The 22,863-nt window shown below is 64.2% G+C and carries 25 protein-coding genes and 1 other RNA gene; 12 read left to right on the forward strand and 14 right to left on the reverse strand.

The genetic code is table 11. The annotated features are described in order from the left end of the window. Positions 1 to 47 precede the first annotated feature (47 nt). Both LK12_RS13755 and LK12_RS13760 read right to left on the reverse strand, forming a co-directional pair. The gene (locus tag LK12_RS13755; RefSeq protein WP_039284688.1) at positions 48 to 671 is read right to left on the reverse strand and encodes an HdaA/DnaA family protein; all 624 of its coding nucleotides are present in this window, start codon (positions 669 to 671) and stop codon (positions 48 to 50) included. A 12-nt stretch (positions 672 to 683) separates the two neighbouring features. Next, complete coding sequence (locus LK12_RS13760; RefSeq protein ID WP_039284691.1) at positions 684 to 1,973, reverse strand: hypothetical protein; 1,290 nt, start codon at positions 1,971 to 1,973, stop codon at positions 684 to 686. Positions 1,974 to 2,042: 69 nt separating this feature from the next. Here LK12_RS13760 and purM point away from each other — a divergent pair, with 69 nt between their 5' ends. Then, positions 2,043 to 3,146 (forward strand): phosphoribosylformylglycinamidine cyclo-ligase, encoded by a 1,104-nt coding sequence (purM, locus tag LK12_RS13765; RefSeq protein WP_039284695.1) that lies wholly within the window; start codon positions 2,043 to 2,045, stop codon positions 3,144 to 3,146. Between the two features lie 230 nt (positions 3,147 to 3,376). Here purM and LK12_RS13770 read toward each other — a convergent pair whose 3' ends face one another. Further along, a complete protein-coding gene (locus LK12_RS13770) occupies positions 3,377 to 4,462 on the reverse strand; it encodes an AI-2E family transporter (protein ID WP_052223392.1) in 1,086 nt (361 codons plus the stop codon). 188 nt (positions 4,463 to 4,650) lie between these two features. Between LK12_RS13770 and purN the strand changes: the two genes are divergently transcribed. Beyond that, positions 4,651 to 5,265, forward strand: a complete 615-nt coding sequence (gene purN / locus LK12_RS13775; RefSeq protein ID WP_039285379.1) for a phosphoribosylglycinamide formyltransferase — start codon at positions 4,651 to 4,653, stop codon at positions 5,263 to 5,265. A 91-nt stretch (positions 5,266 to 5,356) separates the two neighbouring features. On the opposite strand, the gene LK12_RS13780 is transcribed toward purN, so the two are convergent. The 6 genes from LK12_RS13780 to LK12_RS13800 form a co-directional block, all read right to left on the reverse strand. Then, positions 5,357 to 5,608 (reverse strand): YdcH family protein, encoded by a 252-nt coding sequence (locus tag LK12_RS13780; protein ID WP_039284699.1) that lies wholly within the window; start codon positions 5,606 to 5,608, stop codon positions 5,357 to 5,359. 88 nt (positions 5,609 to 5,696) lie between these two features. Beyond that, the gene (locus LK12_RS13785; RefSeq protein ID WP_039284703.1) at positions 5,697 to 5,942 is read right to left on the reverse strand and encodes a hypothetical protein; all 246 of its coding nucleotides are present in this window, start codon (positions 5,940 to 5,942) and stop codon (positions 5,697 to 5,699) included. Positions 5,943 to 6,071: 129 nt separating this feature from the next. Then, on the reverse strand, positions 6,072 to 6,206 hold the full coding sequence (locus LK12_RS25305; RefSeq protein ID WP_269430664.1) for a hypothetical protein: 135 nt from the start codon (positions 6,204 to 6,206) through the stop codon (positions 6,072 to 6,074). A 164-nt stretch (positions 6,207 to 6,370) separates the two neighbouring features. Continuing rightward, positions 6,371 to 6,793, reverse strand: coding sequence for a nucleoside-diphosphate kinase (gene ndk / locus LK12_RS13790; RefSeq protein WP_039284706.1), 423 nt, complete (start codon positions 6,791 to 6,793; stop codon positions 6,371 to 6,373). Between the two features lie 78 nt (positions 6,794 to 6,871). Then, complete coding sequence (locus LK12_RS13795) at positions 6,872 to 7,309, reverse strand: DNA polymerase III subunit chi (RefSeq protein ID WP_039284709.1); 438 nt, start codon at positions 7,307 to 7,309, stop codon at positions 6,872 to 6,874. Between the two features lie 22 nt (positions 7,310 to 7,331). Next, positions 7,332 to 8,795, reverse strand: a complete 1,464-nt coding sequence (locus tag LK12_RS13800; RefSeq protein ID WP_039284712.1) for a leucyl aminopeptidase — start codon at positions 8,793 to 8,795, stop codon at positions 7,332 to 7,334. A gap of 95 nt (positions 8,796 to 8,890) precedes the next feature. On the opposite strand from LK12_RS13800, the gene LK12_RS13805 reads away from it, so the two are divergent. The 4 genes from LK12_RS13805 to rsmA all read left to right on the forward strand — a co-directional run bounded on the left by LK12_RS13805 (position 8,891) and on the right by rsmA (position 14,648). Next, a complete protein-coding gene (locus LK12_RS13805; RefSeq protein ID WP_039284716.1) occupies positions 8,891 to 11,197 on the forward strand; it encodes an LPS-assembly protein LptD in 2,307 nt (768 codons plus the stop codon). A gap of 195 nt (positions 11,198 to 11,392) precedes the next feature. Then, complete coding sequence (locus LK12_RS13810; protein ID WP_407938165.1) at positions 11,393 to 12,763, forward strand: peptidylprolyl isomerase; 1,371 nt, start codon at positions 11,393 to 11,395, stop codon at positions 12,761 to 12,763. 20 nt (positions 12,764 to 12,783) lie between these two features. Continuing rightward, positions 12,784 to 13,794 carry a 4-hydroxythreonine-4-phosphate dehydrogenase PdxA gene (pdxA, locus tag LK12_RS13815; RefSeq protein ID WP_039284719.1) on the forward strand — a complete coding sequence of 337 codons (1,011 nt, stop codon included), beginning with the start codon at positions 12,784 to 12,786 and terminating at the stop codon, positions 13,792 to 13,794. Positions 13,795 to 13,811: 17 nt separating this feature from the next. After that, positions 13,812 to 14,648: a 16S rRNA (adenine(1518)-N(6)/adenine(1519)-N(6))-dimethyltransferase RsmA gene (rsmA, locus tag LK12_RS13820; RefSeq protein WP_156135477.1), complete on the forward strand. Its 837-nt coding sequence runs from the start codon at positions 13,812 to 13,814 to the stop codon at positions 14,646 to 14,648. Here the strand turns inward: rsmA and LK12_RS13825 are convergent. Together LK12_RS13825 and LK12_RS13830 are read right to left on the reverse strand one after the other, a co-directional pair. After that, on the reverse strand, positions 14,608 to 15,120 hold the full coding sequence (locus LK12_RS13825) for a PilZ domain-containing protein (RefSeq protein WP_039284724.1): 513 nt from the start codon (positions 15,118 to 15,120) through the stop codon (positions 14,608 to 14,610). The genes rsmA and LK12_RS13825 overlap by 41 nt on opposite strands. A gap of 56 nt (positions 15,121 to 15,176) precedes the next feature. Next, positions 15,177 to 17,282 (reverse strand): malate synthase G, encoded by a 2,106-nt coding sequence (locus LK12_RS13830; protein WP_039284727.1) that lies wholly within the window; start codon positions 17,280 to 17,282, stop codon positions 15,177 to 15,179. A gap of 268 nt (positions 17,283 to 17,550) precedes the next feature. Between LK12_RS13830 and LK12_RS13835 the strand changes: the two genes are divergently transcribed. Continuing rightward, a complete protein-coding gene (locus LK12_RS13835; protein ID WP_039285386.1) occupies positions 17,551 to 17,826 on the forward strand; it encodes a hypothetical protein in 276 nt (91 codons plus the stop codon). A gap of 82 nt (positions 17,827 to 17,908) precedes the next feature. Here LK12_RS13835 and ssrA read toward each other — a convergent pair. Both ssrA and mscL read right to left on the reverse strand, forming a co-directional pair. Continuing rightward, positions 17,909 to 18,267: a transfer-messenger RNA gene (gene ssrA / locus LK12_RS24265) on the reverse strand. Positions 18,268 to 18,273: 6 nt separating this feature from the next. After that, a complete protein-coding gene (gene mscL, locus LK12_RS13840) occupies positions 18,274 to 18,747 on the reverse strand; it encodes a large conductance mechanosensitive channel protein MscL (protein WP_039284730.1) in 474 nt (157 codons plus the stop codon). 175 nt (positions 18,748 to 18,922) lie between these two features. On the opposite strand from mscL, the gene LK12_RS13845 reads away from it, so the two are divergent. Genes LK12_RS13845 through LK12_RS13865 form a run of 5 tightly spaced genes read left to right on the forward strand, consistent with a single transcriptional unit; the run spans position 18,923 to position 21,856 of the window. After that, positions 18,923 to 19,546 carry a LemA family protein gene (locus LK12_RS13845; protein WP_052223393.1) on the forward strand — a complete coding sequence of 208 codons (624 nt, stop codon included), beginning with the start codon at positions 18,923 to 18,925 and terminating at the stop codon, positions 19,544 to 19,546. Between the two features lie 4 nt (positions 19,547 to 19,550). Further along, complete coding sequence (locus LK12_RS13850) at positions 19,551 to 20,357, forward strand: TPM domain-containing protein (RefSeq protein ID WP_039284732.1); 807 nt, start codon at positions 19,551 to 19,553, stop codon at positions 20,355 to 20,357. 11 nt (positions 20,358 to 20,368) lie between these two features. Then, positions 20,369 to 21,052, forward strand: a complete 684-nt coding sequence (locus tag LK12_RS13855; protein WP_039284735.1) for a TPM domain-containing protein — start codon at positions 20,369 to 20,371, stop codon at positions 21,050 to 21,052. After that, positions 21,049 to 21,609, forward strand: coding sequence for an NUDIX hydrolase (locus tag LK12_RS13860; RefSeq protein ID WP_039284739.1), 561 nt, complete (start codon positions 21,049 to 21,051; stop codon positions 21,607 to 21,609). The genes LK12_RS13855 and LK12_RS13860 overlap by 4 nt, the downstream gene beginning before the upstream one ends. A gap of 1 nt (position 21,610) precedes the next feature. Then, positions 21,611 to 21,856 (forward strand): hypothetical protein, encoded by a 246-nt coding sequence (locus LK12_RS13865; protein WP_039284741.1) that lies wholly within the window; start codon positions 21,611 to 21,613, stop codon positions 21,854 to 21,856. 63 nt (positions 21,857 to 21,919) lie between these two features. Here LK12_RS13865 and mmsB read toward each other — a convergent pair whose 3' ends face one another. Further along, positions 21,920 to 22,792, reverse strand: coding sequence for a 3-hydroxyisobutyrate dehydrogenase (gene mmsB, locus LK12_RS13870; protein ID WP_039284743.1), 873 nt, complete (start codon positions 22,790 to 22,792; stop codon positions 21,920 to 21,922). Positions 22,793 to 22,863: the final 71 nt, after the last annotated feature.

A 22,863-nucleotide genomic window follows, 5' to 3' on the forward strand; every position in this document is an offset into this window, starting at 1 on the left:
AACTCCCATCAATCCGTCCGCGATGCAAGCATGCACACCCGCGGCGCTCAGTGTTCCTTACGATCGCCGCCCTTAGTCTCGATCAGCGCGTCGCGCCAGATCGCCATTGTCGGCGCCTGCTTGCGCTCCAGACTGAGCCGGTCGATCGCGGCGACCAGACGTTCAACGCCCAGATGGCTACGCTCGCACCGTCCTACAAGATAACGGGTTGCAGAATGGTCAAGAACGATGCCGCGCATTTCGGCGTGCAGTTCCATGAGCGCGATGAGCATGTCATCGTCCGGCTCGCCGATTTCCAGATCCAGCGCTGCGCCCAGCCGCGATGCCAGATCTGGCAGACGAACCTGCCAGCGCCCCTCGCCCTCGCCGCGTAGGCGATTGGCGACGATCAACAACGGGCGGCGGCTTTCCTGCGCGCGGTTCCAGCGGTGGAACAGCGCATCCTCGTCCATGCTCTCGGCATCGTCGATCACGTCGCCTTTCCCCGACTGCTCGAACCAGCGGGCCAGGAGCGACTTGCCCGAACGCGGAGGCCCGGTGAGAACCGCGGTGCGAAACGGCCAGTTTTCCGGCTCTGCCAGCGCGTCTATGACGGCAGCATTGGCATTGCCCACGACGATGCGGGGCGGACTCTCGCTCGCGGCGGACAAAGGTAGCGCGATCTGCCTCATGGCGGCGCAATCCTAGCGGCTGATCTTCAGTGTACCGCCGGAATTGGAGACTTTCCAGCCCTGCGCCTTCAACCCGTTGGCCAGGCGTTCGGCACCGCCGGCCACGGTCACCCGCATGACCGACGTCCCGCCGATGGCAAGGCTGACGGTCGCGGCGCCCTGCACTCCCGGAACCCCGCGCACGGCAGCAAGCGCGGCATCGACAGCCGCCGCGTCAGGCGTAGCGAACTGCACCGAAACGGCTTCCGCCGGAACTACGCCGCCAGGTTCCTGCGCGCCGGCAGTTGCGGTCGGCGACGCCGCGGGTGCGGGCGCCTCCGTCTCCTTGGGCATCATCGCCGACTTGAGTTCGCCAAAGGCACGGTCGAGCGCCACGCGGCTGCTGTTCAGCGTGGGATCGGGCTTGAGCAGGCCCTGGACCAGCGCATCGCGATAGAGCCGGTCGACCTTCTCGACGGCCTTGTCGAGCATGCCGGGCAGGTCCTGCTCGCCGCTTGCCGTCATCGTGAAACTGCCGAGGAAGGTGTTGTCGAGGCCGTAGCGCGCCGTGAACGTCCCCTTGATCGGGCCGCCGGGCCACTGCCGTTCGAGCCGCGCAACCGGGATGACCACGTCGGCGGCATCGAACTGTCCCAGCAGCGTGCTCCACCACAGTCGGCTGCGGCGACCCGGCTGGCCGGCAGTCAGAACCAGCGATTCGCCGCCGGAACCGATCGGGCGCACGTAGTCCACCGGGCTTCCGGCCGCCTGGAATTCGGCCCAGGCCCGCTGCCACGGCCCGCGCACTTCGAAAACCTGGCGAACGCCCCCTGAATAGAGCACCGGAATCACCAGCATCGGGGCGGAACGGGGAATGCCGCTCCCCTGCCCGCCGACATATTGCCCCGCCTTGGTCTTGTCGAAGATGACGCCGAGCTGGGCAACGTAACGGCGCGGACCGACCTGCTCGTGCTCGATCACCACCGAGGCGACCATCGCGTCAATCGATTCGGTCGGCATGTCCGGTCCGCCAAGCTTCTTCCAAGCCTTCACTTCGGCCTGCTTCCAGCCTTCAAGGCGCGCCTCGGCTCCGGTCTTGGCCGTAACGTCGACTTCGATGCCGGTGACCTGGATGTCTTCGGAATTGGCGAGCGGAGGAATTCCGCGGTCGCCTTCGATCTGGGCGATAAGCCGCGCGCCGCCCAGGCCAGCGAGCGCCAGTCCGGCCGAAGCGGCCAGCATCAGCGCCATGCGCTTGTGCCGACGAGTGCGGGGGCCCTTGCGGTCGGCCCGCAGGATTGTTGGGGAGATCATGAACGCCATTGTCGAAACCGGGGGCCTTTTGCCCAAACGGCGATGGAAATCCAAGAAGTAAAGCGCTACGCGGCGCGAATGTCCGACGATAACTCTCCGAAGAGCTACAGCTACGAGCAGGCCGGCGTCTCGATTGCCGCCGGAAATGCGCTGGTAAAGGCCATTGCCCCGCTCGCGAAATCGACCGCGCGCCCAGGCGCCGACGCCGACCTTGGCGGGTTCGGAGGCTTCTTCGATCCGCGGGCGGCCGGATACAAGGATCCGCTGCTGGTCGCGGCAAACGATGGCGTGGGCACCAAGGTCAAGCTCGCCATCGACCATGACCGCCACGACCACATCGGTATCGATCTTGTCGCCATGTGCGTGAACGACCTGATCGTGCAGGGCGCCGAGCCGCTGTTCTTCCTCGACTACTTCGCCACCGGCAAGCTGGAGAACGGCGTCGCAGAGCGCGTCGTCGCCGGTATTGCCGAGGGCTGCAAAATGGCCGGCTGCGCGCTGATCGGCGGCGAAACGGCGGAAATGCCGGGCATGTATGCCGAGGGCGATTACGACCTCGCCGGCTTCTGTGTCGGGGCCGTGGAGCGCGGCGAGCAACTGACCGGCGATCGTGTCTCGGCCGGCGACGTTCTGCTGGGCCTTGCTTCTTCAGGCGTGCATTCCAACGGCTATTCGCTGGTGCGCCGTCTCGCCGCCGACAAGGGCTGGAAGCTCGACCGCCCTGCCCTATTCGATCAGGAAACGCTGCTGATCGACGCGCTGATCGCGCCCACGCGCATCTATGTGAAGAGCCTGCTACCCTTCATCCGCGCGGGCCGCATCCATGCGCTGGCTCACATCACCGGCGGCGGGCTGCTGGAAAACGTGCCGCGCGTACTGCCCGACGGCCTGCACGCGCGCATCGATGCCGGCGCCTGGCCGCAGCCGCGGCTCATGGCTTTCCTGCAGGCGCAGGGGAATATCGAGCCGGCAGAGATGGCGCGCACCTTCAACTGCGGCATCGGCATGGTTCTCGCCGTCAACGCTCAGGATGCCGGGGCGCTTCAGGCGGAGCTGCAGGCGGCTGGCGAGGAAGTCTTCGTAATCGGCGCTATCGAGCCGGGCGACAAGGGCTGCACCGTCCAGGGCACTGCCGACGACTGGGCTGCCCTTGCGCAATGGGAAGCTACGCACCTCGCCTGAATTCCCTATATCGGTCTTTTGCGGGCGTTTACTCAGACGGCGGCACCTCGCCCTCGTATAATTCCCGATACCCAGGCCTCGGCAGAGCCGGCAAACATTTTCACGCGACCCGAAGGACATGTCACAGACATTGTCCAGACCTACCTTGGCGGCCCCTTGAAGGGGTCGCCATTTTGCCATCAGATACAGCGCGGCGGCAGCGAGCAGCCTGGCGGGCTTTCATGCCCGTACTAGGCCGAATCCCCGGCCCTGGCCTCTTTCTGCGGATGATCGGGAATTGCATCGATGTTCTCTTCCCCCAGGGTATCGCGCAAGTAGAACTCTCGCACGCCCACGAAGGTGACGACCAGCAGGGCCCCGGCAAAGAACACGCCATAGACGCCGAATACCGCTCCCACGCCGAGAATGGTGAACAAGGTCAAGGCCGGCGGGATATGGACCACCTGTCGGTTAATTACCGGCGTCAGCATCCACGCCTCGATCAGGCGAACCGCGATGTAGGCGACGATGGTGCGCACCAGCACGTCGCTGCCTGCCGCTGCGGCCAGACCGATCGAGGGCAGCATGGCCACCGCCGGCCCCACATAGGGCACGAACTCGCTGAGACCGCCGAGTAGCCCCAGTGCGGCCCACGAATCCAGTCCGGCCAGCCACAATGCCCCGCCAATGATCACGCTCATCGCCACCATCGCAATGAGTTTGGCCTTCAGCCAGAGCCGCAGGGCAAGTGAGATCCTGTCGAGCGCCCTGTCCATCGTCGGGCGCGCGGGCGGCGGCGTCAGCAAGACGACCGCCCGGCGATAGGGACCGGGGTTGCCAGCAATAAACAAGGCTCCCACCAGGACGATGAGGAGGTTGACGATGAACTCTCCGGCGCCTGCAAAGATCTGCCCCAACTGGTCGGCAATGGTGCTGCCGCCGGCGGCAGCTTCGGCGGCCTGGACCACCGCCTTGCCCACGGGAGTCGTCGAAAGGCCCTGCTCGATGGTGTCCAGCGTCCCGGGAAGATTGCCCAGCATCCCCCCGATTTCGCTGCCGAATTGCACGGTCAGCAGATAGCCTATGGCACCGAACAGGGCGAGCACCAGTAAGATACCCAGCGCCAGCGCCACTCTCCAGCTGCCGATGCCGGCCCGTTGCAGCAACCGCCCCGTGCTGCGGAACGCGACCGCACCCAGGACCGAACCGAAAGCCAGCAGCAGCAGGTCGGACGCCCGCCAAATAATCAGCAGAACACCCACCACCAGGACCGTCCAGCCCAGCCGGCGCAGGTAAACGAGGTCCTCGGGACCGGGTCTGAACGGGGCCTTGGTCATAGGAGCTCCATCATGCCCTCAAATACGGATGCGTAAAGTGGTCGCCGTCACCATGCAGTTGCCCGCGCGCAAGTGAACGCATAGGGGGAGGTTCGCGGGATTGCGGGCGGAAGGGCGGACATCGTCCGGTCCAAACGTCCGGAAACACGGACTGTTCCTCGGGAACATAACGATACAGAAAGACGAAGATGGCGCAGGTGCGTGCAAAAGTGGCGGTGATGATTTCGGGCAGCGGCACCAACATGGCCGCACTGCTCTACGCCAGCCGCGCCGAAGACTGCCCCTATGAGATCGTTCTCGTCGCCGCCAACGATCCGGAGGCAAAGGGCCTGCGGCTGGCCGAAGCGGAAGGGGTGGCAACCTATGCTCTTTCCCACAAGGGCATGAAGCGCGCCGAGCATGACATGGCGATGGACACGGCGATCCGCGAAAGCGGTGCGCAGTGGATCGCCCTGGCCGGCTACATGCGCATTCTCACGCCCGAATTCGTGTCCAAGTGGGAAGGTAGAATGGTGAACATTCATCCATCGCTGCTGCCGAAGTACACGGGCCTGCACACGCACGAACGCGCCATCGCGGCGGGCGACAGTCACGGGGGCGTGACCGTCCATCTCGTGACGGCGGAACTCGACGATGGTCCGATCCTCGGCCAGACGCCGGTGGCCATTCTGCCCGACGATACGCCGGAAGACCTTGCCGCACGGGTCCTGATTGCGGAACACCAGCTCTATTCGCGCTGCCTGGCGCGGCTGGTCTCACAGGGCACGCCGGCAGGCCAAAAGCTTGCGGGGCAGACTCGCTGATCGAGCGGGGCTTTACCCCCCCCTTGAGCCGATCTACGCAGGCGCAAACGAATGAATGAAACCGATCCAGGGCGACCGCCCTGTCGCGGCTTCAATTCGCCACGTGTCGTGCTTCGCGCAGGACTTCGCCAATCCGATCCAGCAGACTGAGCCGCTCCTTCTTCAATTCCTCTAACCGCTCGTCGGAAGCCGCATCCAGTTCCGCCTCGATGCGCATGATAGTGTGGTTCACTTCCGCATAGCGATCGGCAAGGGCGGAAAAATGCCCTTTTCCCTTCAGGCTGTGCAGCAGATCGACGTCATTAGGAAATTCGACAGCGAGATCGTGAGGCTTGTGGGACATTTCGGCTCCTTTCCCATCGGGTACGATCCATTGGTAAACGCTTCCCCACGCCCCCGCGTTGCTTCAAATCAAGCCGACACCGTCACGATCAAATTTCCGCGTAGTCCACCATGGGACGGCTTTCGCGCGTGCCGCGATAGAGTTTTTCCGGCTCCTGAGGATCACCCGCGATCATCACGTAGTCCTGGTGCACTTCCACGAGCGTTCCCACGAAGGGAAAACCTTCGAGACTACCATTGACCCGAAAACTGACGGTATCGCCTACCTTAAAGGTCTTTTCGTCGAAATTGAATTCGAAGGGGCAGGCTTCCCCTTCCTCACCCATACCCTGCATGGTGGATTCTCCTTTTGCCCGGCAGTCTATCGCAGTGATACACTCTCGATCAAATGTAATTCCGCACATGCCGGATACAACGCGCCAGTGAAGCAGATGCGGGCCCGAAATGCCCGGATATCCGAGAATTCAGCGCAAGACGGCCGGCGTTTCGTGTGCGAGTGCAGCCGATGTCCCATCGGGAGGGGTATGGGCCGCCTGCGAGGTCACGAAGGCTCCCGCAAAGGCAACCACGGCCGCGACAAGGATGGTTCTGCGAATCACCTCAATTTCCCCTGTAGCCCAACGCCGCGTCCGACGATGCCCAGGCATCGGTCGGCCCATGCGGCGCCCACGGCCGAAGAGTACGGGTGCAGTCGATTCGCACAAAAGGAAAAGGCCACCGAATCCGATGGCCTTGCCCTTCTTTAACAAGAATTAATCGTGATTTAGCCGACGATTTCTTCCGGCTTGAAGAAATAGGCAATCTCGATCGCGGCATTTTCTTCCGAGTCCGAACCGTGGACCGAGTTGGCTTCGATCGATTCGGCGTAGGTCTTGCGGATCGTACCATCGGCGGCATCGGCCGGGTTGGTGGCGCCCATCACATCGCGGTTGCGCTTCACGGCGTCCTCGCCCTCGAGAACCTGCACGACCACAGGGCCGGAGATCATGAAGGAGACGAGGTCGTTGAAGAAAGGACGCTCCTTGTGGACCGCGTAGAAGCCTTCGGCCTGATCCTTGGTCATCTGGATACGCTTGGAAGCCACCACGCGCAGGCCGGCCTCTTCCAGCATCTTGGTGACGGCGCCGGTCAGGTTACGCTTGGTGGCGTCGGGCTTGATGATCGAAAAGGTGCGGGTCACCGCCATGGTTTGTTCCTTGCGAAATTGGGATGTTATTGCCGCGCGCGCCCCTAGCGGGCTTTGCCGCGCGCGGCAAGCGGTGCTTCAACCGGCCTGGACCCATCGCCCGCCTTCCTGTTTCCAGTAGAAGTGCTCCACCCCTTCGCGCCCGCGGAGCATGCGCCAGGTGTCGCGGGCATGCTGCACGGTGGCATCGTCGAACAGGAAGAAAGTACGCTCGAAGGGCGTATCGCCTTCACGCCAGCAACCATCGGCAATCGCTATGAAGCGCGCGCCGTTGAGCGGCTCGGTGGTCTCGGAAAGGAGGATCGGCTGATGCTCCTCCTGCCCCTCGCCCGCCATGCCGTTGGCGAGAAACGTATCCTCGCCAAGCGACCATAGCGCCTGGCAGATGCGCTGGCGTTGCAGCGGATCCTCGGCAACCACCAGCAGACGCTCGCCCACTTTCATCACGTTGCGCGCGATGAGGGGGAGCGCCGCTTCGGCAGGATCGCGGCTGAGTTGGTAGAAGTCCACGCGCATCAGCCGCGTCCCCTGCCCTTACTCAAGCCTCGACCGTGTCGCGCACGAAGCGGTCGAGCAGGCGTACGCCGAAGCCGGTCGCACCCTTGTCCCACGTCGCGCCCGGCTTGTCGGACCAGACGGTGCCCGCGATGTCGAGATGCGCCCATGGGGTATCGTTCTCGATGAAGCGCTTGAGGAACTGCGCCGCCGTTATCGAGCCGCCGAAGCGGGTGCCGACGTTCTTCATGTCGGCGATCGCGCTGTCGAGCTGCTTGTCGTAGGCCGGCCCCATCGGGAAGCGCCACAGCAGATCGCCGGTCACCTCACCCGCCGCCGAAAGCGCAGCGGCAAGCTCGTCGTTGTTGGAGAACAGCCCGGCGTATTCATGCGCCAGCGAAGCGATGATCGCGCCGGTGAGCGTTGCCAGGTCGACGATCTTCGCGGGGCTGTATTCACGTTGCACCCAGGTGAGCGCGTCGCACAGGACCAGGCGCCCTTCGGCGTCGGTGTTGATCACTTCGATGGTCTGGCCCGAAAGCGACTTCACCACGTCGCCCGGACGCTGGGCATTGCCATCGGGCATGTTCTCGACGAGGCCGCAGATGCCGACGACATTGGCCTTTGCCTTGCGCAGCGCGAGCGCAAGCATGGTCCCGGCGACCGCACCGGCACCGCCCATGTCCCACTTCATGTCCTCCATGCCGCCGGGCTGCTTGAGGCTGATACCGCCGGTGTCGAAAGTGACGCCCTTGCCGACGAAGGCGACCGGTTTGTCGCCGTCCTTGCCACCGTCCCATTCCATCACCAGCAGGCGCGCCGGACGGACCGAACCCTGTGCGACACCAAGCAGCGAGCCCATGCCGAGCTCGGCCATTTCCTTGTCGTCGAGCACACGCAGCTTGAGGCCGGCCGCTTCCATGCGCGGCTTGCAGCGTTCGACGAAGGTCTCGGGGTAGATCGTGTTGGCCGGTTCGGTCACCAGTTCGCGGGTAAGCGACACACCAGCGGCCACCGCCTGCTCGACGTCCCACAGCGCCGCGGTGCCTTCGGGCGCGCCGAGCACGCTGATCTCGCCCAGGCTCGGCTTCTTGTCGTCGCTCAGCTTGGTGCGATAGACGTCGTGGCGCCACGAACGCAGCACTGCGCCCAGCAGCGCGCCGACGGCTTCCTCTGCCGAAAGGCCTGCCCCCGTAACATCCAGCGCCAGCGCGGAATCGCCCGAAGCGAGGTACTTCGCGACAATCGCGGCGCCGGCCTTCTCGATCGCGGCGCGGCGGTCCTTGGCATCGGCGGCGCCGATCCCGGCAAGCGCGACACGCACGACCTTTCCGTCACGTTCGACGAACCCTTCGAACATCTGGCCGGCCTTGCCCGAAAAGCGGGCCATCTTTGCACCCTCGGCCAGCACGGGCTCGAGGTCGGCGGGCACGGCATCCTGATTGACGAGACGGGCGACGAGCCGCGCGGGAGTGGCAGCCGACGCGTCAAGGAACTGGATCTGCATGGAATCTCCTGGAACTTTCCTGCGGGGCGCCCAACTTGTGCGCTTCACCGCATCACTGGATTGCAGTTAGGCACAGGCGATGCGATAGGCAAGCCATGCTCCCCGCGTTGCAGACCTCTCCGCAAGCCTCGGCCCGTCCTGTGAGTCCCGCCTTGCTCGGCGCCCTGGCGCTCGGCATTGCAGGGTGCGCGGCACCGGCCGGCGCCTGGGCCCAGGAGCTGTCCCGCCCCGTCGTCGCCGAACCGATGGAACAAGCGCCATCGGCCCCGCCGCCGGCTGCCGAAGAGCAACATATCGCCTTCGAGGCGGATACCGTCGAATACGATCAGAATGCCGAACAGGTTACCGCCAACGGCAACGTCGTGCTGCGGCGGGACCAGCAATCGGTCAGGGCGGACACGGTCACCTGGAACCGCCAGACAGGCCAGATCATCGCCAGCGGCGATGTTCGCCTGGTCGACCAGGACGGCAACCAGCTTTTCAGTGACCGGATCGAACTTACCGACGCACTCAAGACCGGCATGATGGAAAACATGCTGCTGGTCATGCGCGAGGGCGGCAGGCTGGCCGCGCTAAAGGGCGAACGCATCGCCAACGGCGACGTGATCCTCAGCCAGGCCGCCTATACCGGCTGCGACGTGGTGAACGAAGACGGCTGTCCGAAGAAGCCGACCTGGCGCATCGTCGCCAAGCAGGTGATCTACAGCGATGCGAAAAGACGCATCCGGTTCAAGAACGCGCGGCTGGAACTGTTCGGCGCGATCCAGGTCCCGTTGCTGGGGCTCACCGTAAGCACGGACGGCCACGCCGTTTCCGGCTTCCTGATCCCGGACCTGCGCTCCAGCCCGTCCAACGGCATAGAAGTGAGCCAGTCCTATTACTGGAAGATCGACGAAAACCGGGATCTGACCGCCGGCCTTTCGGCCTATACCAAGGCGGCACCGATGGGCTCGATCCAGTACCGCGCCCTTACCGACAAGGGCGCCTACCAGATCACCGGCTATGCGACCGCCAGCAACAAGATCCCGATCTTCGGCTCCAGTTCGAACACGGTGAACGACGGCGTGAGCGCCTTTCGCGGCTATGTCTTCGCCAATGGCAGGTTCCAGTTCGACGAGAACTGGAGCGTAACCGCCTCTATCAGGCGAGCTACCGACCGCACGTTCCTGCGCCGCTATGACATCAGCCGGGACGATCGCCTGCGCTCGATGGTCGAAGTCCAGCGAATCGGTCCCGACACATATTTCTCCTTCGCGGGCTATGCCACGCAGACCATGCAGGCGGGCCGAGACCAGGGGCTGATCCCGGTAGCCTTCCCCGTCGTGGACTATCGCCACCGCTTCGAAGACCCGGTGTTCGGAGGCAAGATCGAGACCCAGCTCAACACACTGGGCATTTCCCGCACTGACGGGCAAGACACCCAACGCGCCTTTGCCAGCGCCCAATGGTCGCTGCGCCGGATCACCGGCATGGGCCAGGAAGTTACCCTGACGACCCTGGCGCGCGGCGACGTCTATCACTCGGACGAGAATGCCGCGACCAGCACTGTAATCTATCGTGGCGATCCGGGCTGGCAGACGCGCGCCGTCGCGCTCGCCGCCGTCGACGTGAAATGGCCGCTGGTGGGCGAGGTCTTTGGCGGAACGCAGGTTTTCACTCCGCGCGTCCAGCTTGTCGCCAGCCCCACGATCCGCAACCTCGCGGTACCCAACGAGGATTCGCGCGCGATCGAACTGGAGACCAGCAATCTGTTCGCGCTCAACCGTTTCCCGGGATATGACCGGATCGAGGACGGCGTGCGCTTCACCTACGGTTTCGACTGGCAGTTCGAAGCCCCGCGCTGGCGCATCAAGACCACCGTTGGTCAATCGGTACGCCTTAACGACAAGCCCACGCTGCTGCCCAACGGTACCGGCCTGTCCGGCAAGGTCTCCGACATCGTCGGGCGTACCGAAGTGCGCTATCGCGACTTCATCAACGTGATCCACCGCTTCCGCATCGACAAGGACAGCCTAGCGGTGCGCCGCAACGAATTCGATGCTGTCTTCGGCAATACGCGGACGTACCTCGAACTGGGCTACACCAAGCTCAACCGCGACATCTCGCAGTCGATCGAGGATCTTCAGGACCGCGAGGAAGTGCGCGCTGCCGGGCGTATCGCTTTTGCCAACTACTGGTCGCTGTTCGGCTCTGCGGTGGTCAACCTGACCGACCGCAAGGAGGACCCGATCTACGGCTCCGACGGCTTCCAGCCGCTGCGTACCCGCTTGGGCGCCGCATACGAGGACGACTGCATGCAGATCGCCATCACCTGGCGCCGCGACTACCAGGCCACCGGTGACGCCCGGAAGGGCAACTCCTTCCAGATACGCTTCAGCCTCAAAAACATCGGCCTCAGGTAGCCGCACTTCTCCGGGGATTGCCGCAGACTCGGGGGCCGGCGCCCGTTGGCAGGCCGGTTCAAAGCCGCTATCGGGTGTGCTCATTTTGGGTTAAGCCGCAACGCGGCAGATACAGGCACGGATGCGGCAGATATTTCCGCGAGATGGAACTGCCGATAAGTATGTCCGGCGAGGCCGGTCGAAGACGGGATTGTGATCACGGTGCAAGCAGTCATTAGCAACAGGTCGATCAGGCGCGCGTTGAAGTCCATCGGGAGCCTGGCCGCACTGGCCGGCGTGCTCGCGGCGCCCGCGGCCCTGGCCCAGAGCGCTCCGCAGGGTCAGATCGTCATCCCCGACGACGTGAAGATCTTCGGCAACGACAATCCCAACGTGCGCCGCGCAACAGCGGTGGTGAACGGCGATGTCATTACCGGCACCGACGTGGATCAGCGCCTGGCCCTTATCGTGGCGGCCAACAAGGGCAAGATCGAAGAGGACGAAATGAAGCGCCTGCGCCTGCAGGTGCTGCGCAACCTCATCGACGAAACCTTGCAGATCCAGGAGGCCAAGGCTTCAGACATCGAGGTTTCGCAAGCCGAGGTGGACCAGTCCTATGCCCGCGTGGCCGCGCAGAACTTCAACCAGAACACCTCCGCGATGGATTCCTACCTCAAGCGCATCGGATCCTCGCCCGCCTCGCTAAAGCGCCAGATCCGCGGCGAGCTGTCCTGGCAGCGCCTGCTCCAGCGCAACATCGCGCCGTTCATCAACGTCTCGGAAGACGAGGTGAACGAAGTGCTGGCGCGCCTCAAGGCCGCCAAGGGCACCGACGAATACCGGCTAGGCGAGATCTATCTCTCGGCAACGCCGGAAACACGCCAGCAGGTCTATGAAAACGCCTCGCAGATCGTCGAACAGCTGCGCCAGGGCGGCAGCTTCGTTGCCTATGCCCGCCAGTATTCACAGGCCTCGACCGCGGCCGTCGGCGGCGACCTCGGCTGGATCCGCCTCGCCCAGCTCCCCGGCGAACTGGCATCCGTCGCACGCGAAATGCAGACCGGGCAGCTGGTCGGCCCGATCGAAGTCCCCGGCGGTTTCGACATTCTCTACCTGATCGACAAGCGCCAGGTCCTCACCGCCGATCCGCGCGATTCCGTGCTGGCTCTCAAGCAGATCTCGATGGATTTCCCCAGCGGCACCACAGAGGCCCAGGCCGGCGAGAAGGCCGAAGCCTTCGCGAATGCGATCAAGGCAGCCAAGGGCTGCGGCGACGTCGAACGCGTCGCCTCGCAGATCGGCGCCCAGGTGGTCACCAACGATCAGGTCAAGGCGCGCGACCTGCCCGCGCCCATCCAGAACGCCATCCTCCAGCTCTCGCCCGGCGAGACGCTGCCGCCATTCGGCTCGCTCGACGACGGTGTGCGGATTCTGATGCTCTGCGGGCGCGGGCGCGACGATCCGCAGGCGGAAAGCGGCCCGAGCTTTGAACAGCTTCAGGCGCAGATGGAGGACGACCGCATCAACAAGCGCGCGCAGATGTACCTGCGCGACCTGCGGCGTGACGCGATCATCGAATACAACTGATCGACGGCGGGGCACCTGACGTGGTCCAGGCGGCCCCGCTCGCCGTTTCGCTGGGCGATCCGGCCGGCATCGGTCCCGAACTGATCGCCGAGGCATGGATGCGCCGCGAGCGTGAATTGCTGGCCCCGTTCTTCGTGGTCGGCGGCGCAGGCGTGCTGTCCGCCGCCGCTGCATCGCGCGAACTTTCCCTCCCGGTAGTGCAGATCGGCTGCCCGGCGGAGGCAACGCAGGCCTTCGCAAGCGGACTGCCCGTTCTCGGCAAGCAAGACTGCACGCCTGCCTTCGGCGTTCCCGACCGCGAGGGTGCCGCCCTCGCGCTGTATTCGCTGTCTCAAGCCGCGGAACTGGCGGTGTCGGGGGAAGCCGGGGCGATCGTTACGGGGCCCATCGCCAAGTCCAGGCTGGCCGCGGTCGGTTTCTCCCAGCCCGGCCAGACCGAATTCGTCGCCGACGTATGCGGTCTTGACCACAAGGATGCCGTGATGATGCTGGCCGGCCCGTCGCTGCGGACGGTCCCGCTGACCGTCCATGCGCCGCTGAGTGCAGTGCCCGGCCTGATCACGCGTGACCTGATCGAACACAAGGCCCGGATCGTCGCGCGCGCCCTGGCCCGGGATTTCGGTCTGACCTTGCCCCACATCGCCGTGACCGGGCTCAACCCGCATGCCGGAGAGGACGGTCGGATGGGGCACGAAGACAGCGCGGTGATCGCGCCAGCCATTGCCGCACTTCAGGCCGAAGGGCTTGCCATTACCGGCCCTCATCCCGCCGATGCCCTGTTCGCCGCGCACGAACGAGACCGTTACGATGTGGCGCTGTGCATGTATCACGATCAGGCGCTGATCCCGATCAAGACGCTCGATTTCGACCAGGGCGTAAACGTTACCCTGGGCCTGCCGATCGTGCGGACTTCTCCCGATCACGGCACCGCTTTCGCCATCGCAGGCAAGAACGTCGCCAGCCCCGGCGCCATGATCGCAGCGCTGCGCATGGCCGGAGAGTGCGCCATGCGGCGTGCGGCTCCGCTTTGAACGGGGGCGGACGTCTCGTGACCCCCTCGCTTCCCCCGTTGCGCGAAGTCATCGCCAGGTACGGCCTTTCCGCCAGCAAGGCTCTCGGCCAGAACTTCCTTTTCGATGAACAGCTGCTCGACCGGATTGCCGCCATCCCCGGCTCGCTGGAAGGCGAGCAGGTGATGGAGGTCGGGCCGGGCCCCGGAGGTCTGACACGCGCCCTGCTGCGCACCGGGGCGAGGGTGACAGCCATCGAGATGGACCGTCGCTGCCTACCCGCGCTCGCGGAAGTGGAAGCCGCATTTCCCGGCCAGCTCACGGTGATCGAGGGCGACGCGATGAAGATCGCCCCCGCCACGCTCTTCGACGGGCCCTATCACATCGTTGCCAACCTGCCCTACAATGTGGGCACGGCGCTGTTCACGGACTGGCTGTCCAGCGAGGACTGGCCGCCGCAATGGCGCTCCCTCACGCTGATGTTCCAGGAGGAAGTCGCCCGGCGCATCGTCGCCGCACCGAACACGTCGGCCTACGGTCGGCTCCCGGTGCTGGCACAGTGGCGCTCACGGGCAAGGCTGGCGATGAAAGTCCACCGCAGCGCCTTCACGCCGCCGCCCAAGGTCATGTCGGCCGTGGTCCATGTCGTACCGGACGATGCGCCCGAGGGCGTATCGATGCGAATGCTGGAGCGGGTAACAGAAGCGGCATTCGGGCAGCGGCGCAAGATGCTGCGTCAGAGCCTCAAGGGTGTTCCCGGCGCACTGGAGGCGCTCGGCCGTCTCGGCATCGACCCGCAACGCCGCGCAGAGACACTCTCGGTCGAGGAATTCGTCAGCGTTGCGCGGTCGCTGGGGCAGCCGGATCGACCATAGCGGTCTGCGGCTTGGTCTCGGAGGCGCGACTGCTGCCCGCCAATGCCGAAACAGCCCAGACGGCAATACCGACGCCTGCGAACACCGCGGCAATCTGCGTCTTCTTTCCGGTACCCTTCCTGCTGAACGGCCAGGCTCCATTCCATCCTTCGCGATGGCGCTGCGCCGAAGCGATCTGCGCAAGCGTGACAGGCCCATGCCCTCCATCGAGCAAGGCTTCGACGCTGATGCGGTCGCGGAACGACAGGCCGAAGCGCTGCCCCGACTGCCAGCGGATGCGGCCCGGCAAGGCGTGCTCGCCGACCAGCAACTCGACAACCTCCCCACGCGCCGGCGGCTCGAGCGACATCGCCTGGATGCCTCCGGTGCTGGCATCCAGTAGCGTGATAGCACATTCCCCGGCCTTGCAGCGCAGGCGTGCACTGAGGTCCGCCCTGGTTCGGGGCTCGCTTCTCCGGTCTGGGTCAAGCATGGTTGCATCTCCCCCAACTGTCACATGACAGTTAGGGAAGAATGGTGAACAGGCAGTTAAGCGCTTGCTTTCTTCTTGCGGCGCCAGGCGTGAAGCAGGGGTTCGGTGTAGCCGCTGGGCTGCTCGACACCCTTGAAGACGAGATCGCAGGCCGCCTTGAAAGCGAAGCTGGTGTCCCAGTTGCCCGCCATCGGCTCGTAGAGAGGATCGCCCTCGTTCTGTGCATCGACCTTGGCCGCCATCCGCTTGAGCGAGTCCATCACCTGGTCCTCGGTGCAGACACCGTGCAGCAGCCAGTTGGCCATGTGCTGGCTTGAGATGCGCAGCGTGGCGCGGTCTTCCATCAGGCCCACGTCGTTGATGTCCGGCACCTTGGAGCAGCCGACGCCCTGATCGATCCAGCGCACGACATAGCCGAGCAGGCCCTGCGCGTTGTTGTCCAGCTCCTCGCGCACTTCGGCCTCGGACCAGTTGGTCCCTTCCGCCAGCGGCACGGTGAGGAGCAGATCCAGGCCCGGCACCGGCTCGGCAGCGATTTCGTCGCGCAGACCGAAGACATCGACCTGATGGTAGTGCGTGGCATGCAGCGTCGCCGCCGTGGGCGACGGTACCCACGCGGTGTTGGCACCGGTCCTGGGATGACCGATTTTCTGTTCCATCATGTCGCCCATCTTGTCGGGCGCGGCCCACATGCCCTTGCCGATCTGCGCCTTGCCCGAGAGGCCATGCTGCAGGCCGATGGCGACATTGCGCTTCTCGTAGGCGGCAATCCAGGTCGAACCCTTGATGTCGCCCTTGCGCATCATCGGGCCGGCGCGCATCGAAGTGTGGATCTCGTCGCCGGTGCGATCGAGGAAGCCGGTGTTGATGAAGACGATGCGGTCCTTCACCGCCGCGATGCAGGCAGCGAGGTTGGCCGAAGTACGGCGCTCCTCGTCCATCACACCGACCTTGATGGTGTTGCGCGGCAGTTGCAGCAGATCCTCAACAGCGTCGAACAAGGCATTGGTGAACGCGCATTCTTCCGGTCCGTGCATCTTCGGTTTGACGATGTAGATGCTGCCCTCGCGGCTGTTGCCGTACTTGGTCAGCCCCTTCACGTCCTGCGTCGAAATGGCGCTGGTGATCACCGCGTCCATGATCCCTTCGGGAATCTCGCTGCCATCGGCCAGCAGGATCGCCGGGTTGGTCATCAGATGGCCGACATTGCGCACGAACAGCAGGCTGCGGCCCGGCAGGCCGAGTTTCCCGCCATCCGCCAGAGTCACCGTCTTGTCGCCCGCGAGCGCGCGGGTCATGGTTTGCCCACCCTTCTCGAAGGTGTCTGTCAGATCGCCACGGATCACGCCAAGCCAGTTGCCATAGGCCAGGGTCTTGTCCTCCGCATCGACGGCCGCGATCGAGTCTTCCAGATCGACGATCGTGGTGATCGCCGCTTCCAGGATGATGTCGGCGATGCCCGCCTTGTCGGTGCTGCCGACCTGGCTCGACGGGTCAACGACGACTTCGATGTGCAGGCCGTTGGACTTGAACAGCCGGCCCTTTTCGGTGGTGCCAACAAATTGCGAGGGATCGGCAAGCGTCACCTCGGCGCTCTCGACGTCGGCCCAGCTGCCGGAAGCCAGCGGCAAAGCCTGATCGAGGAACTTGCGCCCTTCCGCGATAACAGCGGCACCGCGGACCGGATCGTAGCCCTTGCCCTGTGCCGGCACGGCATCGAGCGCATCCGTGCCGTAATAGGCGTCGTAGAGACTGCCCCAACGCGCATTGGCGGCATTGAGCAGGAAACGGGCGTTGAGCACCGGCACGACTAGCTGCGGGCCAGCCATCGTCGCGATTTCTGGATCGACGTTCTGCGTGGATATGGTGAAGGCATCGGGCTCGGGCACCAGATAGCCGATGTCCTTCAGGAACGCCTGATATTCGCCCTGATCGATGGGCTTGCTCGAATACTCCAGATGCCAGGAGTCAATCTTCGTCTGCAGATGATCGCGCTTCACGAGCAGCGCCCGATTCTTCGGGGCGAAGTCATTCACCAATGCGGCAAAGCCGCTCCAGAAGGCATCGGCGTCCTGCCCGATGGGCGGCAGGACCTGTTCCTCTACGAACTTCGCCAGACCGGCATCAACCTGGAGGCCCGAACGTTCAACCCTGTCAGTCATCTTTCCTCGCACTTCTCCGGACGCGCACGCCCGACTCCGGCGCACGACGAACTCACGATAACCAAAACTGCCCTGGGGAAGGAACGGCTGCCCTATGGCGCATGCCCGTGCACTTGGCAACACCGGGTTCGCTACCCCAGCTGTAGCGGTCGCTTACATCGGGCGTCGGAATCACTTACACTTCACAATGCGTTAAACATGGGAATCGGCGGAAACGCTGGGTTGGCATGGACGTTGCAGAGGAACAGGTCAGGATAAGAGGATGGGAATGCTTCGGAAAATCGGACGCCTGTTTACGATCAAGACGCACTGGGAAGCGTACATGATCATCTATGCCCTGGCGCTCGGCGCGATCGAGCGCGGCAGTGTTTATCTGACGCAATTCCCGGGATGGGGCGGCAGGCTTCTGTTCCTCGCCTGCACAGGCGCCGTCTTCATGGCCGGCGCCAAGATCCTCGACTGCATCAAGTACGAAAAAGCCGCGAAACAACAGGCTCTGGCCGTGGAAGCGGCGGACGAGACGGAGCGAAGAGAGGCCGCTTGAGCCCACCCTTCAATCGTCGTTGCCGCAATATCGATGTTCGCAAAGTGGGGTGATTCTGTTGCCAGGCTCACCCCGGGCCCCTGGAATCCGCTTCTGTTGCCCGGTGGGTCCAACCGCGCTTTAGCTTTGTAACTTCAGGGCGTTAGCCCCTAGAATTACGCAGCGAGAGCGAGTGCTTCGTTGTCGTTGGCACTTATGAGTTTTGAGCCTTGAACGGGTTACTCAGCCCGGACGAAAACGCCGCTTTTCAACACACGTCGATCCTAGTTCGGCCCCGTCATCACCCCTGCGACAACAGGGCGTTCCATACGGAACGGGTGATGGTGGAGCCGCCGGGTACCGCCCCCGGGTCCGCTGCGTCTATTGCACGTCGCAATTTATCGTCATAGCCGGCGAACCGGCACTGTCCCATATAGGCGATCGAGCCTGAATGTGAAGTGACTGGCCTTAAGTCTTTGCGGACTTGCGCAATTCCGCAAGAATTTCGTGCAGCACGTCGAGCTGCGGATCAGTAGGGACGCCGGGCGTTTCCGCCGTGCTCTCGGCAGCCTTCTTCTGCTCCTCGATCTGCTCGATGATGCGATTGACGCTGCGCAGCAGCAAGAACAGCACGGCGGCGATGATGAGGAAGTTGATGATCTGGGTGATGAGCACGCCATAGCCGATCATCGTCACGCCCGCCGCCTTGAGCGCGGCATAATCGGTCGCGCTGCCGGTGTAGTCCGCGGGTATCGTGCCCAGCAGAATGAAATGCTTAGAGAAATCGATGTCGCCGAACAACCAGCCGATCATCGGCATGATCACGTTCTCGGTCAACGATGTCACGATTTTGCCAAAGGCGCCGCCGATCATCACGCCGACCGCGAGATCGAGCACGTTGCCGCGGGCAATGAATTTCTTGAACTCGTCGAAAAGCGTCATCTTGCACCCCTGCCCTACCCGTCCTGCAGCAAGGATTGGCATAGACGCGCGCACTTCACAAACCTTTGTGGTGCTTGTCATCCGCACCTGCTGTTGCGCCGCATGGCAGCATCGCTATCTAGGGGCACGTGGTGGGAAGCCGGTTCCGGCTGGCCCGAAGTGGAGGATACCGTTCATGACCCCGTCGTACGCTGCCCGTACCTCGCAATTCGCACGAAAGGGCCGCGCCGTCATCGCACTGCTGGCCGCGCTTTCGCTGGCGGCTTGCGGTTTCAATTCGGTGCCCACCAAGCAGGAGGCCGCCAAGGCCAAGTGGGCCGATGTCGAGGCCGCCTTCCAGGAGCGCGCCAACCTGGTTCCCAATCTTGCCGCCGTCGCCAAGGGCGCGGCCGAGCAGGAAAAGGAAATCCTTACCGGCGTGATGGAAGCCCGCGCAAAGGCCACCTCGATCCAGGTTTCCGGTGACGATCTCAACGATCCCGCCAAGATGGAGCAGTTCGCTGCCGCGCAGGGTCAGTTGTCGCAAGGCCTCGGCCGTCTGATGGCGAGCTTCGAGGCCTATCCCGACCTCAAGTCGATCACCAATTACCAGATGCTCCAGAGCCAGCTCGAAGGGCAGGAGAACCGCATCCGCATCGCCATTCGTGATTACAATGCGGCCGTGCAGGACTACAACACCGAAGTCCGCACCTTCCCGACGATGATCGGCGCGCGTCTGCGCGGGGCCGAAACGCTGGTCCCCTACAAGGCGGTGACGCCGGGCGCCGAAGTCGCGCCGAGCCTCGAAGGCAAGATGTGATCCGGTGACGCATATCCGGACCCTGATTGCATCGCTCCTGCTGGCCCTGTGCTCCCTGCTTGCGGGGTCACAGGCAGCGTGGGCCGCCCCCGATTTTCCCAAGCTGTCCGGCCGTGTCGTCGATGCGGCCAATATCATCCCCGATGCCGAAGAGGCGCGGCTGACGCAAAAGCTGGCGGCGCTGGAGCAGCAGTCCAACCGCCAGCTCGTGGTGGCGACAGTGCCCAGCCTGCAGGGCTATGAGATTTCCGACTACGGCTACCAGCTCGGCCGCAAGTGGGGCATCGGGCAAAAGGGCGAGGACAACGGCGCCCTGCTGATCGTCGCGCCGAACGAACGCAAGGTGCGTATCGAGGCGGGCTACGGTCTCGAGCCGATCCTGACCGACGGCATGAGCTTCCTGATCATCAACAAGGAAATCCTGCCGCGTTTCAAGAAGGGTGACATGGCGGGCGGTATCGAAGCCGGTGCCGACGCCATCATCCAGCAACTCATGCTGCCGCCCGAAGAGGCGCAGAAGATTGCCGCACAGGCCGACGAGCAACGGGCGCGGAGCAACGGTGGCGGGTTCGGGACGGTGTTCTTCATCATCATCATCCTGTTCTTCGTCGTCATGCCGATGTTCAACGAAGTGCGCTCGGGCGGCCGGCGGCGGCGCTATGGTGCAGGACCGATCATCTGGATGCCCGGCGGCTTTGGCGGCGGTCACGGCCACGGAGGTGGCTTCGGTGGCGGCGGTGGCTTCGGCGGAGGCGGTTTCTCGGGCGGCGGCGGCAGCTTCGGCGGCGGCGGCGCGAGCGGCAGCTGGTAGAGGAGACGACGATGTCCGCCCCCACCTATCTCACGCAGGAAGACCATGCGCGCATCAGCGACGCCGTGGCCAGGGCCGAGCTGCAAAGCGCCGGTGAAATCGTGACGATCCTCGCCGACCGCTCGGACGGCTATACCGACATCCAGCTTGCCTGGTCGGCGGCCGCCTCGCTGCTGGTTCTCGGCGCGCTGGTGATCGCACCAGACTTCTACATGGGCCTTTACGACCAGTTCTTCGCTGGCTGGGGCCATGAGTGGACGCCGCGTGCGATCCTCTCGCTAGCCGCCGGGCTGGTCGCGCTGAAGTTCGGCGCGGTCTTCCTGCTGCAGTTCTGGCAGCCGCTCAAGTTCTGGTTGATCCCGCCCCCGGTGAAGACAGCCCGCGTACACGACCGCGCCATCCGCGCCTTCAAGATCGGCGCCGAGCGCCGCACGGTCGGTCGAACCGGGGTATTGATCTATCTGTCGATGCGCGAACACCGCGCGGAAATCGTCGCCGACGAGGCCATCGCCACCAAGGTCGAACCCGAAGTCTGGGGCGATGCCATGGCCGCCATGCTCGGTCATGTGCGCGAGGGCCGCATCGCCGAGGGCATGTCCGTAGCCGTCGAGAAGGTCGGCGCGATCATCGCTCCGCACTTCCCACGCGCCGACGACGATGTGAACGAACTTCCCGACAGGCTCATCGAAGTATGAAGCACCAGCCGCCGCAGTCCGATCACGACGATTCCGACAAGCCCGAGGAGGTGATGTGGGAAGGCCGCTTCATCACCGCCAAGAAGCGCGGACGCTGGGAATACGTCGGCCGTGCGCGGGGCATCCATGCCGCCGTGATCCTGGCGGTAGACGCAGACAATCACGTCATTCTCGTCGACCAGTACCGCGTCCCGCTGGGCAAGCGCTGTATCGAGCTGCCCGCCGGACTGGTGGGTGACCACGATGACACCGCCGGCGAAGACCCGAGCATTGCCGCGGCGCGCGAACTGGAAGAGGAAACCGGCTACCACGCAGGCCGGATGGAAGAGATCGGGCAGTTCTATTCCTCACCCGGCATGGTCAGCGAGAGCTTCACCCTGTTTCACGCCCACGACCTGACCAAGGTCGGAGACGGCGGCGGCGTGGACAGCGAGGAGATCGTGGTGCATCGCATACCGCTGGCACAGATCGATGAATACATCGCAGAGTGGTGTAGCCAGGGCTATGCCATCGACGTAAAGATGCTCATGCTGCTGGGCGCGAAGCTGCTCGGCTGACATGCGCACCCGCCCCGGCATTTGCGGACGCAAGGCCCGGTTCGCGAGCGAGGAATCCGCGCTGGAAGCTGCCGCCAAGGCACCCTTCCCGCTTCGTCCCTATCGTTGCGGGCTGTGCCGGAACTGGCATCTCACCAGTCGAACCAAAGGCATGAAGCTGCCACGCTTCGAGATCGAGCGGCGGCGGGTGACCAAAGACAGCACGCAAGCCCAACCGTTCGTGTCGAGCGAAGTCGAGACACGCTAGCACGGTATCAACGTGTCTCGACTTCGCTCGACACGAACGGGGCTTATTGTGTTCTGAGACGCCTCAGAGCGTCGTGAAGATCGCGCCGAAGTCCTTGCCGCCGTTGCCAGCCTCGACGAAGGCCTTGTAGATTTCCAGCGCATGTTCGCCCATCGGTACGGTCGCGCCACTGTCCTCGGCGCCGGCGATGGCGAGCCCGAGGTCCTTGAGCATCAGCGCCGATGCAAAGCCGCCCTGATAGTCGTAATCCGCCGGGCTCGTCGCGCCGACGCCCGGGACGGGGGTGTAGTCGTTGAGCGACCAGCAGTAGCCGGTCGACTTGGAGCTGATCTCGTAGAACTTCTGCGGCGCCAGACCGGCCTTCTTGGCCAGCGCCATGGCCTCGCAAGTGCCGATCATGTGGATTGCCAGCAGCATGTTGTTGCACATCTTGGCAACCTGTCCGCTGCCGATCTGGCCGGCGTGGATCACGGCCTTCGACATTGGCTCCAGTACCGTCTGCGCCCGCGCGAAAGCTTCCGAGGTGCCGCCGACCATGAAAGTCAGCGAGCCGCCATTGGCTGCGGCAATGCCGCCCGACACCGGCGCATCGACCATCATGTAGCCCGCGTTTTCAGCCAGTTCGGCGACTTCGCGCGTGGTGGCGACGTCGATCGTCGAGCAGTCGAGGAACAGCGCCCCCTTGGGCGCCTTGCCGATCACTTCGCTGGTGTAGACCGACTTCACGATCTTGCCGTTGGGCAGCATGGTGACGACCGCGTCAGCCTCGGCCACCGCTTCGCTCACCGTGGTGAAGGTATCGCAGCCGTTTTCCTTCGCCTTCGCCAGCGCATCCTCGGAGAGATCGAAGGCGCGGACCTTGTAGCCGGCGGTAACGAGGTTTGCGGCCATGCCGCCGCCCATGTTGCCGAGGCCGATGAACGCGATCTTCTTCATGATATTCTCCCAAGGGTCGTGCGGGTTCGTGCCGCCCGTCTAGTGCGCTTCGCAGGCTGGGGCAGCCAGTC

The sequence above is a fragment of the Novosphingobium malaysiense genome (assembly GCF_000802225.1).
In the GTDB taxonomy this organism is placed as follows: Bacteria; Pseudomonadota; Alphaproteobacteria; order Sphingomonadales; family Sphingomonadaceae; genus Novosphingobium; species Novosphingobium malaysiense.